At 65.3% G+C, this 15,855-nt stretch carries 16 protein-coding genes and 1 tRNA gene; 11 read left to right on the top strand and 6 right to left on the bottom strand.

Annotated features, from left to right (window positions below):
• The first annotated feature begins 82 nt into the window (after nt 1–82).
• Genes AC1ROB_RS01225 through AC1ROB_RS01215 form a run of 3 tightly spaced genes read left to right on the top strand, consistent with a single transcriptional unit; the run spans nt 83 to nt 2,710 of the window.
• On the top strand, nt 83–1,144 hold the full coding sequence (locus AC1ROB_RS01225) for an HNH endonuclease (protein ID WP_492972587.1): 1,062 nt from the start codon (nt 83–85) through the stop codon (nt 1,142–1,144).
• Between the two features lie 38 nt (nt 1,145–1,182).
• Nucleotides 1,183–2,157: an NADPH:quinone reductase gene (locus tag AC1ROB_RS01220; RefSeq protein WP_492972588.1), complete on the top strand. Its 975-nt coding sequence runs from the start codon at nt 1,183–1,185 to the stop codon at nt 2,155–2,157.
• A gap of 1 nt (nt 2,158) precedes the next feature.
• A complete protein-coding gene (locus tag AC1ROB_RS01215) occupies nt 2,159–2,710 on the top strand; it encodes a PAS domain-containing protein (protein ID WP_492972589.1) in 552 nt (183 codons plus the stop codon).
• A 20-nt stretch (nt 2,711–2,730) separates the two neighbouring features.
• On the opposite strand, the gene AC1ROB_RS01210 is transcribed toward AC1ROB_RS01215, so the two are convergent.
• Nucleotides 2,731–2,806 (bottom strand) — tRNA-Ala (locus AC1ROB_RS01210).
• 364 nt (nt 2,807–3,170) lie between these two features.
• Here AC1ROB_RS01210 and AC1ROB_RS01205 point away from each other — a divergent pair.
• From AC1ROB_RS01205 to AC1ROB_RS01180, 6 genes are all read left to right on the top strand, one after another.
• Nucleotides 3,171–3,461, top strand: a complete 291-nt coding sequence (locus AC1ROB_RS01205) for a YggT family protein (RefSeq protein WP_492972590.1) — start codon at nt 3,171–3,173, stop codon at nt 3,459–3,461.
• A 13-nt stretch (nt 3,462–3,474) separates the two neighbouring features.
• Entirely contained in the window at nt 3,475–3,843 is a 369-nt protein-coding gene (locus AC1ROB_RS01200; protein WP_493031438.1) for a DUF167 family protein, read from the top strand.
• A 4-nt stretch (nt 3,844–3,847) separates the two neighbouring features.
• Nucleotides 3,848–4,732: a bifunctional methylenetetrahydrofolate dehydrogenase/methenyltetrahydrofolate cyclohydrolase FolD gene (gene folD, locus AC1ROB_RS01195; protein WP_492972591.1), complete on the top strand. Its 885-nt coding sequence runs from the start codon at nt 3,848–3,850 to the stop codon at nt 4,730–4,732.
• Between the two features lie 120 nt (nt 4,733–4,852).
• A complete protein-coding gene (gene gcvA / locus AC1ROB_RS01190; protein WP_492972592.1) occupies nt 4,853–5,797 on the top strand; it encodes a transcriptional regulator GcvA in 945 nt (314 codons plus the stop codon).
• Entirely contained in the window at nt 5,794–6,744 is a 951-nt protein-coding gene (locus tag AC1ROB_RS01185; RefSeq protein WP_492972593.1) for an alpha/beta hydrolase family protein, read from the top strand. Before gcvA ends, AC1ROB_RS01185 begins: the two co-directional genes overlap by 4 nt.
• Nucleotides 6,745–6,842: 98 nt before the next feature.
• Nucleotides 6,843–7,772 (top strand): alpha/beta hydrolase family protein, encoded by a 930-nt coding sequence (locus AC1ROB_RS01180; protein WP_492972594.1) that lies wholly within the window; start codon nt 6,843–6,845, stop codon nt 7,770–7,772.
• Here AC1ROB_RS01180 and AC1ROB_RS01175 read toward each other — a convergent pair.
• Nucleotides 7,741–8,070, bottom strand: coding sequence for an SMR family transporter (locus tag AC1ROB_RS01175; RefSeq protein ID WP_492972595.1), 330 nt, complete (start codon nt 8,068–8,070; stop codon nt 7,741–7,743). The genes AC1ROB_RS01180 and AC1ROB_RS01175 overlap by 32 nt on opposite strands.
• Before the next feature lie 59 nt (nt 8,071–8,129).
• Here AC1ROB_RS01175 and AC1ROB_RS01170 point away from each other — a divergent pair, with 59 nt between their 5' ends.
• The gene (locus AC1ROB_RS01170; RefSeq protein ID WP_492972596.1) at nt 8,130–9,056 is read left to right on the top strand and encodes a DMT family transporter; all 927 of its coding nucleotides are present in this window, start codon (nt 8,130–8,132) and stop codon (nt 9,054–9,056) included.
• Here the strand turns inward: AC1ROB_RS01170 and AC1ROB_RS01165 are convergent.
• The 4 genes from AC1ROB_RS01165 to AC1ROB_RS01150 all read right to left on the bottom strand — a co-directional run bounded on the left by AC1ROB_RS01165 (nt 9,034) and on the right by AC1ROB_RS01150 (nt 14,660).
• The gene (locus AC1ROB_RS01165; RefSeq protein WP_492972597.1) at nt 9,034–9,963 is read right to left on the bottom strand and encodes an NAD-dependent epimerase/dehydratase family protein; all 930 of its coding nucleotides are present in this window, start codon (nt 9,961–9,963) and stop codon (nt 9,034–9,036) included. The genes AC1ROB_RS01170 and AC1ROB_RS01165 overlap by 23 nt on opposite strands.
• Nucleotides 9,964–10,034: 71 nt before the next feature.
• Nucleotides 10,035–11,495 (bottom strand): efflux transporter outer membrane subunit, encoded by a 1,461-nt coding sequence (locus AC1ROB_RS01160; protein WP_492972598.1) that lies wholly within the window; start codon nt 11,493–11,495, stop codon nt 10,035–10,037.
• Between the two features lie 18 nt (nt 11,496–11,513).
• Nucleotides 11,514–13,493, bottom strand: coding sequence for a MacB family efflux pump subunit (locus AC1ROB_RS01155; protein WP_492972830.1), 1,980 nt, complete (start codon nt 13,491–13,493; stop codon nt 11,514–11,516).
• A 24-nt stretch (nt 13,494–13,517) separates the two neighbouring features.
• Nucleotides 13,518–14,660 (bottom strand): efflux RND transporter periplasmic adaptor subunit, encoded by a 1,143-nt coding sequence (locus AC1ROB_RS01150; RefSeq protein ID WP_492972599.1) that lies wholly within the window; start codon nt 14,658–14,660, stop codon nt 13,518–13,520.
• A 279-nt stretch (nt 14,661–14,939) separates the two neighbouring features.
• Between AC1ROB_RS01150 and sigJ the strand changes: the two genes are divergently transcribed.
• Nucleotides 14,940–15,854 (top strand): RNA polymerase sigma factor SigJ, encoded by a 915-nt coding sequence (sigJ, locus tag AC1ROB_RS01145; protein WP_492972600.1) that lies wholly within the window; start codon nt 14,940–14,942, stop codon nt 15,852–15,854.
• The last annotated feature ends 1 nt before the right edge of the window (nt 15,855 follow it).

Here is a 15,855-nt window from a genome sequence, read left to right as displayed (position 1 = left end):
GAATGGGATGCTCTTGGCGATATGGCGGGCCATATGAGATATTCAAATTAAATAAAATTTAGCTGATTCGCGAAAATACATAATGGCCAAAGATAAGAAGCAGGGATTTGAGGAAGCGCCGCTCCAATGGGGGAAAGACTCCAGGCGCTTGCTTGCGGGCATAGAAATTGGGTCCCGTACACCTGCCTATTGGTGGGTAAATCAAAATCAGACATGGCGGCAGGAAATTGAAGGTGGCTACATGTGGTCACCTCAGCGTAACAGCAATAAGTCGTTCAATCAGTTTTACCAAAACATGCATCTCGTAGATGCGGGTGATTTGGTTTTTTCTTACTTCAATCAAAAAATACAATATGTGGGGATCATTCGAAGGTCAGCCATTCCTTGGGCTAAGCCAACCGAATTTGGTTTAGCTGGTGATTACTGGAATCATGATGGTTGGTATGTTTCAGTCGAGTGGCATCAAGTGCCAACCCCATTCCGCCCGCGTGATTTGATTGACCAGATCGCACCAACCTTGCCGCAAAAATATTCTCCTTTAAACCCCGCGACAGGAGATGGATTGCAGAACGTCTATCTGGCGAGGGTGCCGGATGCCATGGCTGCTATTCTGATTGCCAAAATTGACTCGTGGATGGTCAAAATTGAGTCTCGTAGGGGTGAGGCTGGAGATGATGTTGGGGTTGAAAAGCAGCTAGATGACGCTATTGAAGCCCACATAATTAAAGATTCGAGTATCGATGAGACCGAAAGAGATGCGGTGGTAAAGGCCATGCGTGGTCAGGGGAAATACAAGCGAGATTTGGAACTGCTAGAGGATAAGTGCAGGGTTACGGGGGTTACAGATTCTCGTCTTCTTATTGCAAGTCATATTAAGCCTTGGCGCTCATGTGCAACAAATGCGGAGCGATTAGATGGGCACAATGGTTTCTTGCTGACTCCTCATATCGACCGCCTGTTTGATCGTGGTTATATATCGTTCGATGAAAATGGCCGCGTATTGGCGTCGGAACGCATTGCTCCGGCGCAGTTTCGCAGACTTGGGATCGATGTTGATCGACCCGCCAACGTTGGCCACTTCTCAGATCAGCAGCATCGATATCTTGAATATCATCGAGGAGTGATATTCCTTCCGGGTCGATAAAGAAGGGCGAACGCCCGCGCATTTCTAATGGAGAAAACATGAAAGCCGCCTGGTACAGCAAGAACGGCGAAGCAAAAGATGTGCTTACCGTCGGCGAACAGCCGACGCCGCAGCCGAAGCCTGACGAGGTTCTGGTGCGACTGCACAGCTCGGGCGTCAATCCCTCCGATGTGAAAAGCCGGCGCGGGCGGCCGCTCGCCGGGCCTCTGGTGATTCCGCATAGCGACGGCGCCGGCGTGATCACGGCGGTCGGCGCGGGCGTGCCGGATGCGCGTGTGGGCGAGCGGGTCTGGATCTGGAACGGCCAGTGGCAGCGGCCATCGGGCACGGCGGCCGAGTATATCGCGCTGCCGACGGCTCAGGCCGTGGCCCTGCCGGATCGTATCGATTTCAGCACGGCCGCCTGTTTTGGCATTCCGGCGCTGACCGCCCTCCATGCCGTGCGGCTGGCGCAGCAGAACGGCGCCCGCTCGGTGCTGGTCACCGGCGCGGCCTCCGCCGTCGGCCATTACGTCACCCAGATCGCGGCGCGGCGCGGCCTGCGGGTGATCGGCACGGCCTCGGCCGCGCGCAGCGCTGTGGCGCGCCAGGCCGGCGCTCATGAGGTGATCGACTACAAGAGCGAGGATGTGGCGGCGCGCATCGCCACGCTCACCGATGGCCGCGGCGTCGAAACCATCATCGACATGGACCTGTCCTCCACCGCGCCGCTGCTGGCCAAAGGCGTGCTGGCGCCCCATGGCACGCTGGTCTGTTACGGCTCCAATGCCATGGGCGATGTGGCGCTGCCCTTCCGCGACCTGCTGTTCCGCGGTCTGAACCTGCGCTTCTTCGTGGTCTACGAGCTGACGGCCGCCGATCGTGCGGCGGCGCTCGCCGATCTCGACATGCTGCTACAGTTCGGCGGCCTGGCCACGCGGATCGCCGCGCGCTTTCCGCTGGACGGCATCGTGGCCGCGCATGAAGCGGTGGAGCAGGGCGCGGCCGGCAATGTGGTGATCGAGATTCCCTGACATGATCATCGCTGCCAATCCGGTGCTGGCGGCCGCGCGCGATTACTGGCGCGACCTGCCGCATCCGGTCAACATCCCCGATTTCCGGCTGATCGATGCGGCGCAGATTCCGCGCCTCATCCTGCCGCATATGATGATCGCCGAGATCACGCGCGGCAATTTCGATCTCGGCCGCCTGCGGCTTTGCGGCCATGAGATTGCGCGCTGGTTCCGCGAGTTACCCGAAGGCCTGGATGCCGGCAGCTTCGCCGCGCTCACCGATCCGGCCTATACCAGCCATATGCGCGACCTGCTGGCGGAACTGATCCAGCGTCGCAAGCCGGTCTACTGCCAGAGCGTCTATACCCTGCCGGGTCTGGTCGAGGGTGATGCGCCCATCACGGTCACGGCCGAGCGTCTGGTGCTGCCGCTGGCCGATGGCGCCACCGCAGTGGAATGCGTGATCGTCGTCGAGACGCTGAGCGCCAGCGACAGCCGCGCCGGGCCGATCCGCATGCTGCCGCCCGAACCCGGCATCCCGGTCAAACACGGCCCGTTCGAACAGGTATCTTAAGCAGGTATTGGCGGGAAAATTGGTGGAGCCGAGGGGAATCGAACCCCTGACCTCCTCATTGCGAACGAGGCGCTCTCCCATCTGAGCTACGGCCCCAAGCCGGTGCGCCGGCCGTGCATAAAGGGGACCTCGCAAGGGTCCCGGCCGGGCGGCCAAGCAAGTAGCAAACACGCCCGGCTTTGTCCAGCGCCCCCATACCGCCTCCCGGGGGCGAATCCGGGCCATGCCGCCGTCCCGGACCAGCGCCGCCGGCCCCGGCCGAACCGGACCCGGCCAAGCGACGGAAAACCGCTTTTCCGCCACTCTTTCCGGCCTGTTTCCACCGATCTGTGACGGCGGCCGTGCGGCCTTCGGGTTGCGTTTCCGCAGACCTGCCGGTATCACTCAGGCCCAGCATCACCCGGGGCGGCCGCTCGCCGCCCGCTTGGAACAGCCCTTCAGAGGAGCCGCGAAGCCGCCGATGTTTGCCCTGTTCTGGCTGATAGACACCATCCTGGGACTCTACACCTGGATCCTGATCGCTTCGGCCATCCTGAGCTGGCTGGTCGCCTTCAACGTGATCAACACGCGCAACCGCTTCGTCTATGTGATGGGTGACTTCCTCTATCGCGTCACCGAGCCGGCGCTCCGCCCGATCCGGCGCATTCTGCCCAACCTGGGCGGCATCGACATTTCGCCTGTCATCCTGATCCTGCTGATCCTGTTCCTGCGCCAGCTGATTCAAAACGACATCGCGCCGCTGTTCCTGTGAGAGTCGCCGCCCGCTGACCGCGCTTAAGCCATATCGCATCCAGCCGCCAACGGGTTCAGAGACAGGCGGTCTGCGCCTGTTTGTGCGCCTGACCCCGAAAGCCGGCCGCGACGGCATCGACGGGCTGAAGGCCACGGCCGAGGACGGGACCAACCCGTGCGGCGTCGAGATCGCGGTGAAGGTGACGGCGGTGCCGGAGAACGGCAAGGCCAATGCGGCATTGCTGACGCTGCTGTCGAAAAGCCTGAAGCTGCCGGTATCGCGTTTCGCCATCGTCGCCGGCGCCACCGACCGGCACAAGCAGATTGTCATCAGCGGCGATGCGGCCGCGCTCGAGACCGCGCTGGCGCCCTGGTGCGCCGCGCTTGCGATGAAGGAGTGATCCCATGACCGCAACCCTGATCGACGGCAAGGCCGTTGCCGCCGCCCTGCGGGCCGAGATCGCGCAGAAGGTGCAGCGGTTCGCAGCCAAGGCCGGGCGCCTGCCGGGACTGACCGTGGTGCTGGTTGGCGAGGATCCGGCCTCGGAAGTCTATGTGCGCAACAAGGGCATCCAGACCCGTGAAGCCGGCATGGTCTCGCACGAGATCAAGCTGCCGGGCGATACTACGCAGGCCGCGCTGCTCGACGTGGTGGCGAAGCTGAATGCCGATCCGGCGGTGGACGGCATTCTGGTGCAGATGCCGCTGCCCAGGCAGATCGATACCCAGGCCATTATCGCGGCCATCGATCCGGCGAAAGACGTCGATGGCCTGCATCCGGTCAATGCCGGCAAGCTCAACCAGGGTATCGAGGCGCTGGTGCCCTGCACGCCGCTCGGCTGCATGATCCTGCTGGACAAGGCTGGCGTGACGATCAGCGGCGCCAATGCGGTGGTGATCGGCCGCTCGATCCTGGTCGGCCGGCCGATCGCAGCCCTGCTGCTGGCCGCCGATGCCACGGTGACCATCGCGCATTCGCGCAGCCGCGATCTGAAGGCGATCGTATCCCAGGCCGATATCGTGATCGCCGCCGTCGGCCGGCCGCAGATGGTGCCGGGCGACTGGATCAAGCCGGGCGCCGCCGTCATCGATGTCGGCATCAACCGCGTACTGAAAGACGATGGCAAGACCAAGCTGGTCGGCGATGTGGATTTCGCCTCCGCCGTCGAACGCGCCGGCGTGATCACCCCGGTGCCCGGCGGCGTCGGGCCGATGACCATTGCCTGCCTGCTGCAGAATACGCTGACGGCCGCCTGCTACCGCGACGGCATCGCGCCGAAGAGTTTGTAACCTCTTCATCGTCGTCCCCGCGGAAGCGGGGACCCAGAGGGGCTGGCGAAGGGGTTACGTGACGGCAGCTTCCGCCACGTCATATCTTCCCATTCGGCTGAATCGTCCTAATCTGGCGTCATGGGGAAACGTCTGCCGCCGCTGCTTGCCCTCGAAGCCTTCGATGCTGCCGCCCGTGCGACCAGCTTCAAGGCGGCGGCTGCCGAACTCAATCTCACGCCCTCGGCGATCAGCCACCGGGTCAAGCAGCTGGAACAGCATCTGGGGCTGTCCCTGTTCCGCCGCCTCAACCGCGAGATCCGCCTGACCGAGGCCGGGCAGGATTATTTCGGCACCGTGCGGCGCGCCTTCGACCAGGTGGCACAGGCCAGCCTGCGCCTCGGCCAGCCGCGGCAGGTGGAAGAGCTGCGGCTCTCGGCGGTGCCGCATTTTGCCACCACCTGGATCATCCCGCATCTGGAAGACTTCCTGAACCGCCAGCCGGGCCTGCGCCTCTATGTGGAATCCAGCACGCGCAATGCCGATTTCGCGCGCGACGCCGTGGATGCCGCCGTGCGTTACGGTCATGGCCGCTGGCCCGGCCTGGCCGCCACCAAGCTCACGACCTTGAGCATGGCGCCGGTCTGCGCGCCGAAGCTGGTGAAGGCCGGGCTGAAACAGCCGCGCGACCTGCGCGAGGCGACGCTGATCCATTTCACCCAGTTCCCCGACAGCTGGACCAGCTGGCTGCAGGCGGCCGGTCTGGCTTCGCTCAAACCCAAACGCGAGGTCTGGGTCGACAGCGTCAGCCAGGCGCTCGATGCGGCCGAGAATGGGCTCGGCGTGGCGCTCGGCCTGGCGCCGCTGATCGGGCCGAAGCTGCAGGCCGGGCGGCTATTGATGCCGTTTGCGCCGATGCTGCCGGTCGATTTCGGCTACTGGCTGGTCTGCCGCCGGGCCGAGGCCGACAAGCCGGCCCTGCAGGCCCTGCGGGGCTGGCTGCTCGAACTGATGCAGCAGGCCGAGCTTTCGATGAAGGGCCAGGGGCCGAAAGCGAATCCCGTCGCGCGCCGCAAGGGCAGATGAATCATATTCACCTGAAGCCCCCGGGCTTTGCGTTTGCCGAAGGCGGAGCAGCTTTTTATCGTCGCGCCATGAGCAAGACCGAGATCACCATCCCCTGCGCTGACGGCCAGACCCTGGCCGGCACGCTGTTTGAACCGGCGCAGGCCAATGGCCTGAGCCTGCAGATCAATGGCGCCACCGGCGTGCCGCGACGCTATTACGAGTCTTACGTGGCCTTCCAGGCGGCGCGCGGTTTCACCGTTCTGACCTTCGACTATCGCGGCATCGGCGACTCCGCCCGCTCGACCGGCGCACCGCCGCCGCGCATGCTCGACTGGGCGATCAAGGATGTGCCGGCCGCCGCCGATGCGCTGGCGCAGCAGGCGCCGGGCATGAAACGCACCTATGTCTGCCATTCCTTCGGCGGCCAGGTGCTGGGCCTGATGCCACAGGCCGGCGAGATCGCCGCCGTGATCACCGTCGGCTCGCAGCAGGGCTACTGGCGCAACTGGCCACTGTCGCATCAGCTCTACCTGCCGCTCTGGTGGTATGTGCTGGTGCCGGGTCTGGTGGCGCTCACCGGCAAGCTGCCGGGCGCGGTGCTGGGCAGCGAAGACCTGCCGCGCGGCGTGGCGCTGGACTGGGCGCGCTGGTGCAGGTCGCCGCAGTATCTGGTCGACGATTCCGGCAAGGCCATGCGGCCTTACAACGACCGCATCACCGCGCCGATGCGTCTGATCAGTTTCGCCGACGATAACAAGTTCGGCCCCCGGCGCGGCGTCGATGCGCTCGCCGGTTATTATCCGCGCGCCCGCATCGAGCGCCATCATGTGTCGCCGGCCGACTGGGGCCTGCCGCGCATCGGTCATTTCGGGTTCTTCAAACGCGCCATGCCGCCGGCGCGCTGGGCCGAGCAGGCCGACTGGCTGCTGCAGGCCGCCGGCACGCGCGCCATGCAGGCGGCGTGAGCGCCGGTCTGTAAAGCCAGCGCGAATCGCGCGGCCTCTGCGGCAATGACCCAACAGGGTCATTGCCGCGGGCGAACCGGCGCAGCAGTCTGCGCGCCATGAACACACCGCAGATGACACTGACTGCTGTTACGATTCCCGTTCACGATGGCCAGAAGCTGGCCGGCACGCTGATACAGCCGGCGCAGTCCAACGGCGTCACCGTACAGATCAACGGCGCCACGGGCGTGGCGCGCCGCTATTACGAAGCCTTTGCTGCCTATCTCGGCGGCCGTGGCTTCACCGTGCTGACCTTCGATTACCGCGGCATCGCCGACTCGCCGCGCAGTGCGGCCGCGCCGCCGCCGCGCATGCTCGACTGGGGTCGGCGCGATATCCCGGCGGCCGCCGACTTCCTGACGACACGCCTGCCCGGTGCGCGGCGGGCGATGGTCTGCCATTCCTTCGGCGGCCAGATGCTCGGCCTGATGCCGCAGGCCGGAGAGATCGCCGCCGTGCTGGCCATTGCCGCGCAGCATGGCTACTGGCGCAACTGGTCGCCGCTGCAGCAGGTCAAGCTGGCGCTGTCATGGTATGTGGCTTTCCCTCTGGTCGTCGGTCTGCTCGACAGGTTGCCGGGCTGGTGGCTCGGCGGCCAGACCCTGCCGGGTGCGGCGGCACGCGACTGGCGGCGCTGGTGCTGCTCGCCGCATTACCTGGTCGACGATGCCGGCTTGCCATTGCGGCCCTACAATCATGCTGTGCGCGCACCGATGCGCCTGATCAGTTTCGAGGACGATCTGGATTTCGGCCCGAAGAAGGGCGTCGACAAGCTGGTCGACTATTATCCCAATGCCGAGATCGAACGCCTGCATGTGGCGCCGCGCGACTGGGGCTTGGCACGCATCGGCCATTTCGGCTTCTTCAAACGCGACATGCCGCGCTCCTGCTGGGCCATGCAGGCCGACTGGCTGCTGCAGGCGGCGCAGGGCCAGCCCGATCGCAGCATTGCCAGCCTCAATGCCCGGCCGTCTTCGAAAACAGGTTGATGACCAGAACGCCGGCCAGGATCAGGCCGCAGCCGGCGATGGCGGCGGCATCCAGCACCTGTCCGAATATCACCCAGCCGATGATGGCGATCAGCACGATGCCGATGCCGGACCAGATGGCGTAGGTGACGCCGACCGGAATGCTGCGCAGCGCCAGCGACAGGCAATAGAACGACAGGCTGTAGACGATCACCACGCCGATGCTGGGCCACAGCCGGGTGAACTGCTCGGATGCCTTCAGCAGGCTGGTGCCGATCACTTCGGCCAGGATCGCGATGCTCAGGTAGAGATAGGCCATGGGTTTATCTAACCATTATACCGGTTGAAGCGACGGGCAGGCCAGAGTATACCAGCCCGATGACGCATCCATCCCATGCGGCGGGCGTGGCGGCCGGCATTGCCGCCGGCGCGCTCTGGGGCCTCACCTTCATCGCGCCGCATATGGCGCCGGATTTCGGCGCCGTGGGCATCAGCATCGCCCGTTACATCGCCTATGGCGGACTCTCGCTGGGTCTGCTGCTGGTGGCGCGGGCGCCGCTGATGGCCCTGCTGCGTCAGCATGGCGTGGCGCTTTTGCTGTTCAGCATGAGCAGCAGCCTGCTGTATTTCCTGCTGCTGATCTTTGCCGTGCAGCGCATCGGCGCGGCGCTGGCGGCGCTGATCATCGGCTGCCTGCCGATCACGGTGCCGCTGACCGGCGCCTGGCGCGACGCCACGATGCTGCGGCGGATCGCGCCGGCCCTGATCCTGATTGCCGCCGGTCTGGCGCTGATCCAGCAGCCGGCGCTGGCTGGCCTGGCGTCCTGGCCCGATCCGCTCGGCCTGCTCTGCGCCATCGGCGCGCTGACGCTGTGGAATTACTATGCGGTGGCCAATGCGCGCTACCTGGCGCGGCATCCGCAGATCGGCGCGCGCGACTGGGCCTCGCTGACCGGCGTGATGACCCTGGTCGGCATGCCGGTGCTGCTGCTGGTCCTGCCATTCAGCGCCGAGACGCTGCCGCCGCTGGCAGAAACCGGAGCCTGGATCCGGCTGGCGGCGATGGCGATTGCCACCGGCATCGGTTCGGCCTGGGTTTCGGCCTGGCTGTGGAATATCGCCAGCCGCAACCTGCCGGTCGCCCTGGCCGGCCAGCTGATCGTGTCGGAGACGGTCTTCGCACTGCTCTACGCCTTCGCGCTGGAGCAGCGCCTGCCGCAGCTGCATGAGACGGCAGCGATTGTACTGGTGATCGGCGGCGTGCTGCTCGGCCTGCGTCGACTCAGACCGGCGGCGACGGCCTAAGTCCGGCCAGGATTTCCGCGAAGCCGGTGCGGCAGGTGAAGCCGAGCCGCCGTGCTGCGCGGCCGGAATCGTAGACACGGTCGATGGTGGCGAACATGGTCCAGCCACGCCGGTCATAGAGCGCGCGATACTGCGGGAAATAGCGCGCCACCACCGCCGGCGCATCACGAACCAGATCTTCACAGTCTTCCGGCCGGAATGGCGTCGGTGCGCAAAGGATGAAAGTGTCGAAACCGAGTTCCGGGGCCCTGGCCAATGCGGCGACGTGGGCCTCGGCCGCGTCCTCCACGGTCAGGCGGCGGAACAGGAACTCGTTGGCCTTGGTGTTGGGTTCCGACTGGGCGATGGTATGGGACATGTCGTCGTCTTCGGGGAAAAAGCGCGCCGTGCGCAGGATAACCACCGGCAAGCCATGCTGTTCGTGCATCATGCGGCAGAGATGCTCGGCCGACAGCTTGGTCACGCCGTAGATGTTGCGCGGCAGCAGCGGCGCCATGTCTTCGTCGATCCACACCGCCTTTGCCGCGCCGCCATCCACACCGGCGCGGATTTCACGCGAGATCATCAGCGAGGTGGTGGAGGTGAAGACGAAACGGCTAACAGTCGAACCGGGTGCCACCGCCGCTTCTAGAAGATTCAGCGTACCCTGTACGTTGACGGCGACGAAAGCGGTGTTGTCATGTGTGGCGATGCTGGGCTTGTGCAAGGCGCCGGCATGGATCACCGCTTCGATGGCGTGATCGTGCATCGTGCGGAAGACCAACTCGCGGTCGACGATCGAACCGGCGATCTGTGTGGTCGGTCCGAAGACCGGATCGAGGCCGATGACTGTATGGCCATCGCGGTGCAGGCGTGGCACCAGGGTCTGGCCGAGCCAGCCCGAGGATCCGGTCACGAGAATACGCATGGCATGCCCCAGAAACGAAAAGACCGCGTCGCCGCGGTCTTTGTCGATTTTTGAATCTGCGCCCCGGGCTGTCAATCCTTTTGCGCGAGCGGACCGATCACGCTGCCGTCCCAGCCGCCGCCGAGCGCCTTGTAGAGATCGACGCTGGCGCCAAGCCGGCTGAGCGAGGCCTGCACCATCGAATCATTGGCCGAGAAGACCGAGCGCTGGGCATCCAGCAGGTCGAGGAAGCCCACCGTGCCGGCGCGATAGCGCATCTCCACGATGCGATAGGCGTCGTTGGCCTGCTCGTAGGCTTCCGAGGCGAAGCCATGCTGGCGGCCGGTATTCACCGTGGCACCCAGGGCGTCTTCCGTGTCGCGGAAGGCGCTCAGGATGGCGCCGCGATAGGATTCGATCAGTTCGTCCTTACGGGCGCGCGACAGTTCCTCGCCCCCCTCCAGACGGCCGCCCTGGAAGATCGGCGCGGTCAGGCCGGCGGCAATCGAATAGATCATGGTGCCGGGATCGAACAGGTAGCGCAGCTGGTCTGAGCTGGTGCCGGCGCGGCCGGTCAGGTCCAGGCTGGGGAAGCGTGCGGCGCGGGCGGCGCCGATGTCGAAATTGGCCGCCTTCAGGTCGGTTTCGGCCTTACGCAGGTCGGGCCGGCGCAGCAGCAGCTCGGAGGGGAGACCGGCGGCGACGCGCGGCAGCGACAGGCCGGCCATCGAGCGGCCCTCGACGCGGAAGCCCTGCGGATTGCGGCCGAGTAGCACGGCCAACGCATCCAGCGACTGCCGTTCGGTCTGTTCCAGCGCCGCCACGGTAGCGCGCTGGGTGGCAACGCTGGAACGCTGCTGCGCCACTTCGTAATCGGTGATGATGCCGTTGGCGCGCTGGGTCTGCAGCAGTTCGAGCATGCCCTGGGCGGAATTCAGCGTGTCATTGGCCAGGCGGATGCGGTCGCGCAGCGACAGCAGCTGGAAATACGTGTTGGCGATGTCGGCATAGAGCGTGATCGCCACGGTCTCGCGGTCGAAGCGGCTGGAATCGAGGCGGGCGATGGCCGCTTCGGCGGTGGCCGAATTGGCGCCGAACAGGTCGACCTGGTAGCCCACGGTGAGGTTGCCGCTGAAGCTGTTGCGGATGATCGCATCGCGACGGGCGTTGGCGGAGCTGGTGGTTGTGCTGCTGCTGGTGCTCGACGAGGTCTGGCGGCCGGTGCGGGTGCGGCTGGCATCGGCATCGAGGCCAACGGTGGGATAGAGCGCGGCCCCGGAAATCTTGGCCTGCGCCTCGGCCTGGCGGATGCGGGCGACGGCGGCGCGCAGGTCGGTGTTGTTCTCGCGGGCGCTGGCGATCAGGCCATCGAGCTCGCGGCTGCCGAAGCCGGTCCACCAGTCGGCTTCCGGCCAGACATTGACGGCATCCTGCCGGCTGTCCCAGGCGGCGGGCGCCTCGACCTTGGGACGGAAATACTCCGGCACCATCGAGCAGGCGCCGAGCGAGACCGAGAGCAGAGCGACGGCCGCAGTGGAGGTGAGAAGACGCATGGATCGTGGTTCCGTTGGTTATTCCGCGGCCAGCGCGACGACGGGATCGAGGTCGGCGGCCTTGCGCGCCGGCAGGTAGCCGAACAGCAGGCCGGTGGCGAAGGCGCAGAAGAAGGCGAGCAGCACCGGCTCGGGCGAGAAGATCACCGGCCGGCCGAACCAGGCGAACAGCCAGGTGGTACCCAGGCCGAGCGCCACGCCGATCAGGCCGCCCAGCGTGCAGATGGCCAGAGCCTCGGCATTGAACTGCATCATGATGTTGAACCGCCGCGCGCCCGTGGCCATGCGCACGCCGATCTCGCGGGTCCGCTCGGTGACGCTGACCAGCATGATGTTCATGACGCCGATGCCGCCGACCAGCAGCGAGATGGCGGCAATCGAGCCCAGCAGGATGGTGAGGGTGTTCTGGGTTTCCATGGCGGTTTCGATGATGGACGCCATGTTCCGGATCTGGAAATCCTCGGTCCGGTGGCGGGCCATCAGAAGCTGGCGGATTTCTTCCTGGGTGTCATTGATCCGCGTCACATCCTGCACCTGGACTGTGATGGTGCGCACATAGCGCTGGCCGAACAACCGCAGCATGCCGGTGCTGAGCGGCACGTAGATCACGTCGTCCTGGTCGGCGCCCCAGGGGGTGGCGCCCTTGGGTGTCATGATGCCGATGACCTGGAAGGGAATATTGTTCAGCAGCACGTATTTGCCGATGGGGTCGGTGCCTTCGAACAGGTTGTTGACGATGGTCTGGCCGATCACCGCCACCGGCAGGTAGGATTTCACATCCGAGTCCGAGAAAAAGATGCCTTCGGCCACCGGCCATTCACGTGCCTGCGGGAAGGGCGCGGTGGTGGCGTTCACCTGGGTGACATAGTCGCGACCGTTGGCGCGCACGGTGACATTGCTGGCATATTCCGGCACGGCGGCGAGGATGTTGTGAAGTTCCGCGCTGATGGCTTCGGCATCTTCCGCGATCAGCGTAGCCGTGACGCCGGTCGGGCGGATATTGGGCGCGCCGGGCCGCACCAGCAGCAGGTTGGTGCCCATGGCAGTGATGCGGTCCAGAACCTGCTGCTTGGCGCCGTCGCCAATCGCCAGCATGGCCACCACCGAGGCAACACCGATGATGATGCCCAGCAGGGTGAGGAGCGTACGCAGCAGGTTGCTGTGGAGGGCCTGCAGGGCCATGCGGCCAGCTTCCAGCGCGTCGAACATGGCAAAGGCGCGGTTGCGCTGACGCGACGGCTGCTTGGGCGTGGCGGGCGCTACAGCCGGCGGGTCATGCTCCACCGCATGATCGGCGATGATATGGCCGTCTTTCAGTTCGATGATGCGGTTGGCCTGGGCGGCAACTTCATGATCGTGGGTGATCAGAAGGATGGTGTGGCCCTGGGCATTGAGGTCATGCAGCAGATGCATCACCTCGGCACCGCTTTTGCTGTCCAGCGCACCGGTCGGTTCGTCGGCCAGGATCACGGCACCGCCATTCATCAGCGCGCGGGCAATCGAGACGCGCTGCTGCTGGCCGCCCGACAACTGGGTCGGCCGGTGATCCATACGATCCGCCAGGCCCAGCATGCCCAGCAACTGCTGGGCGCGGGCGGTGCGTTTGGCGCGCGACAAGCCGGCATAGATCGCCGGCATCTCCACATTGGCGGTGGCGCTTTCGCTCGGCAGCAGATTGTATTGCTGGAAGATGAAGCCGAAGGCTTCCCGGCGTAGCAGCGCGCGCGCATCGGCTTCCAGCGGCGCGACTTCCGCGCCGTCGAAGCGGTAGCTGCCGCTGGTCGGCCGGTCGAGCAGGCCGATCAGGTTCATCAGGGTCGACTTGCCCGAGCCGGACGCGCCCATGATGGCGACGAATTCGCCGGGATAGATGTCCAGCGATACGCCATGCAGCACCTCGACTGCCAGGCTGCCGCGATAGAAGGTCTTGCGGATGTCGCGCAAGGCGATGATCGGCGCCGGCTGGTTCGCCGTGCGCGTTTCGTTGCCTGGAGCCATCACGTTCATTATGGACCTGTGCGGTCAGAGCCGCGGCGTGCGCGGCGGGGCGCCGGGCGGCGGTTTCGCCGCAGCGACGTCGATCACCACTTCGTCGCCCACCTTCACGCCGTTGCTGATGGCGGCATTGACGCGGTTGCTGGCGGCCACATCGACCACGCGGCGCACCGGCGCGCCGTTCTCCAGCACGCGCAGGCCATAGCGGTTCCTGTCATTGGGCAGCGGGCGCAGCGCCGCCATCGGCACCACCGGCAGGTTCTCGGCCTTCGAGATGACGAAGAAGACCTGCGCGCTCATCTGGGTCAGCAGATCGTTCTCGGGGTTGGCGACATCGAACAGCGCGGAGTAGAGCACAACATTGTTGACGACTTCCGGGGTCGGCAGGATCTGGCGCAGGCGGCCTTCGCGGCGCTTGTCGGGTTTGCCCAGCGTGGTGAAATAGGCCGGCATGCCGACATTCAGCCTGGGCACATCGGCTTCCGACACCTGGGTCTTCACCGTCATGGTATCGAGGTCGGCGATGCGCAGCACGATCGGCGCCGACTGGTTGGCATTCAGCGTCTGGCCCTGGCGCGCGGTGATATCCACCACGGTGCCGGTCATCGGCGCGAAAATCTTGGTGTAGCTCAGGCTGGCGGTGTCGGACCGCAGGGTCGACTCGCCCTGCTGGATCTGGGCGTCGAGCACGGCGATCTGCGCGACCAGCGACTTGCGGCCGGCCTCGGCGCTGTCATAGGCGTCCTGGCTGGTGGCGCGGCCGGCCAGCAGGTTCTTCTGGCGCTCGAACTGGCGGTCGGCGAGGCCGAGCTGCACCTGCTTGTCGGATTTCTGCGCGCGCAGCGCCAGCAGGTTGGCCTGGTCGGCGGCGACGCGGGCTTCGTAGATGGTAGGGTCGATCTGCGCCAGCAGCGTGCCCTGTTCGACGCGCTGGCCGAAATCCACGTAGATCATCTTCAGCTGGCCCGAGACCTGGGTGCCGACATCGACGTAGTTCAGCGGCTGCAGGGTGCCGACGGCGGACACGGTGTCTTCCACATTGCCGAGCGCCACGGTCTGGGTGCGGAAGGCCGGCTTGGTATCGGCGCGGGCCGACCAGTACCACCAGCCGCCGCCGGCAAGGGCGGCAGCGATGACAGTGACGGAGAGCAGGAAGGGGATGCGTGTCATGGTTTGCGGGTTATCAGCCGTTTGTTTTCTTATACGAAAGAGGCTTCTGAATCCTGCGCCCCCAGAGGTGAGGACGAGCATACAACACCGTCTTTACGCAGCCGGCGCAGAGAATCTCGCAACTTATTGAAATAAATCAACATTTTATTTCATGGAATCGCCCATTCCGGCTGAAGACTGCCCTGGCCGTTTCCGGTGTCGAGAGCCCGGCCTTTTCGGGGAAGTCACAAGGTGGGCGGGTCGGCCGTCTAAGGGGTATTCTGGAGGCAGGAGACCCCGATGACCGACAAGGCCGCCCTCTTCGAGCAGCATCGCAAGCGCCTGTTCGGCCTGGCCTATCGCATGCTGGGCAGCGTGGGCGATGCCGAAGATGCCGTGCAGGATACCTATATCCGCTGGCATCGCACCGACACCACGGCGGTGCAGGTGCCGGAGGCCTGGCTGGTCACCGCCTGCACGCGGCTCTGCATCGACCGCCTGCGCGCCGCCAAGGCCGAGCGCGCGACCTATCCCGGCATCTGGCTGCCAGAACCCATAGTCACTGGGCCTCTGGTGGCGCTGGAGGTCAGCATCGCCGACACCGCGCCGGGCGCCGAGGCCGAGGCCGAGATGGCCGACGATCTGTCGATGGCCATGCTGGTGGTGCTGGAGCGCCTGACGCCGGCCGAGCGCGCCGCCTATCTGCTGCGCGAGGCCTTCGATTACGACTACCCGCAGATCGCCCTGGCGCTGAAAAAGAGCGAGGCCTCCTGCCGCCAGCTGGTCAGCCGGGCGCAGAAGCATCTCAAGGAGGCGCGCCCGCGTTTCTCGGCCGATTCAGCGGCGGCGCAGCAGTTGGCGAAAAAATTCTCGGCCGCGACCAAAGCCGGCGATACGGCGATGTTCGCCGGCCTGCTGGCCGAGGATGCCATGCTGTGGTCGGATGGCGGCGGCAAGGCCAGCGCGGCGCTGAACGTGATTCATGGCGCCGACAAGGTGACGCGGTTCTTCGTGGGGATTTCGCACAAGCTGCCGGCGGGCATCCGGCGCGTCTTCGCGATGGTGAACGGCCAGCCTGGCTGGGTGCTGTTCGATGGCGATGTGCCGTATCTGGCGCTGGCGCTGGATATCGTGCCCGGCGAGTCAGGGAGCGTGGTGCGCAACGTCTTCATCATGCGCAACCCCGACAAACTGGCGCGCCTGCGCGGCCTGTAGG

This window comes from Ferrovibrio sp. GW821-FHT12F09 (assembly GCF_058806775.1).
This window is presented reverse-complemented; position numbering and strand designations above follow the sequence as displayed.

Excerpts from the sequence above, each read along its gene's own strand:
- AC1ROB_RS01150 (WP_492972599.1), bottom strand. The coding sequence starts at position 14,660 with ATGACACGCATCCCCTTCCTGCTCTCCGTCACTGTCATCGCTGCCGCC.
- AC1ROB_RS01220 (WP_492972588.1), top strand. The coding sequence starts at position 1,183 with ATGAAAGCCGCCTGGTACAGCAAGAACGGCGAAGCAAAAGATGTGCTT.
- AC1ROB_RS01165 (WP_492972597.1), bottom strand. The coding sequence starts at position 9,963 with ATGCGTATTCTCGTGACCGGATCCTCGGGCTGGCTCGGCCAGACCCTG.
- AC1ROB_RS01215 (WP_492972589.1), top strand. The coding sequence starts at position 2,159 with ATGATCATCGCTGCCAATCCGGTGCTGGCGGCCGCGCGCGATTACTGG.
- folD (WP_492972591.1), top strand. The coding sequence starts at position 3,848 with ATGACCGCAACCCTGATCGACGGCAAGGCCGTTGCCGCCGCCCTGCGG.
- AC1ROB_RS01185 (WP_492972593.1), top strand. The coding sequence starts at position 5,794 with ATGAATCATATTCACCTGAAGCCCCCGGGCTTTGCGTTTGCCGAAGGC.
- AC1ROB_RS01225 (WP_492972587.1), top strand. The coding sequence starts at position 83 with ATGGCCAAAGATAAGAAGCAGGGATTTGAGGAAGCGCCGCTCCAATGG.
- AC1ROB_RS01175 (WP_492972595.1), bottom strand. The coding sequence starts at position 8,070 with ATGGCCTATCTCTACCTGAGCATCGCGATCCTGGCCGAAGTGATCGGC.
- AC1ROB_RS01180 (WP_492972594.1), top strand. The coding sequence starts at position 6,843 with ATGAACACACCGCAGATGACACTGACTGCTGTTACGATTCCCGTTCAC.
- AC1ROB_RS01205 (WP_492972590.1), top strand. The coding sequence starts at position 3,171 with ATGTTTGCCCTGTTCTGGCTGATAGACACCATCCTGGGACTCTACACC.
- AC1ROB_RS01170 (WP_492972596.1), top strand. The coding sequence starts at position 8,130 with ATGACGCATCCATCCCATGCGGCGGGCGTGGCGGCCGGCATTGCCGCC.
- sigJ (WP_492972600.1), top strand. The coding sequence starts at position 14,940 with ATGACCGACAAGGCCGCCCTCTTCGAGCAGCATCGCAAGCGCCTGTTC.
- AC1ROB_RS01155 (WP_492972830.1), bottom strand. The coding sequence starts at position 13,493 with ATGGCTCCAGGCAACGAAACGCGCACGGCGAACCAGCCGGCGCCGATC.
- gcvA (WP_492972592.1), top strand. The coding sequence starts at position 4,853 with ATGGGGAAACGTCTGCCGCCGCTGCTTGCCCTCGAAGCCTTCGATGCT.
- AC1ROB_RS01160 (WP_492972598.1), bottom strand. The coding sequence starts at position 11,495 with ATGCGTCTTCTCACCTCCACTGCGGCCGTCGCTCTGCTCTCGGTCTCG.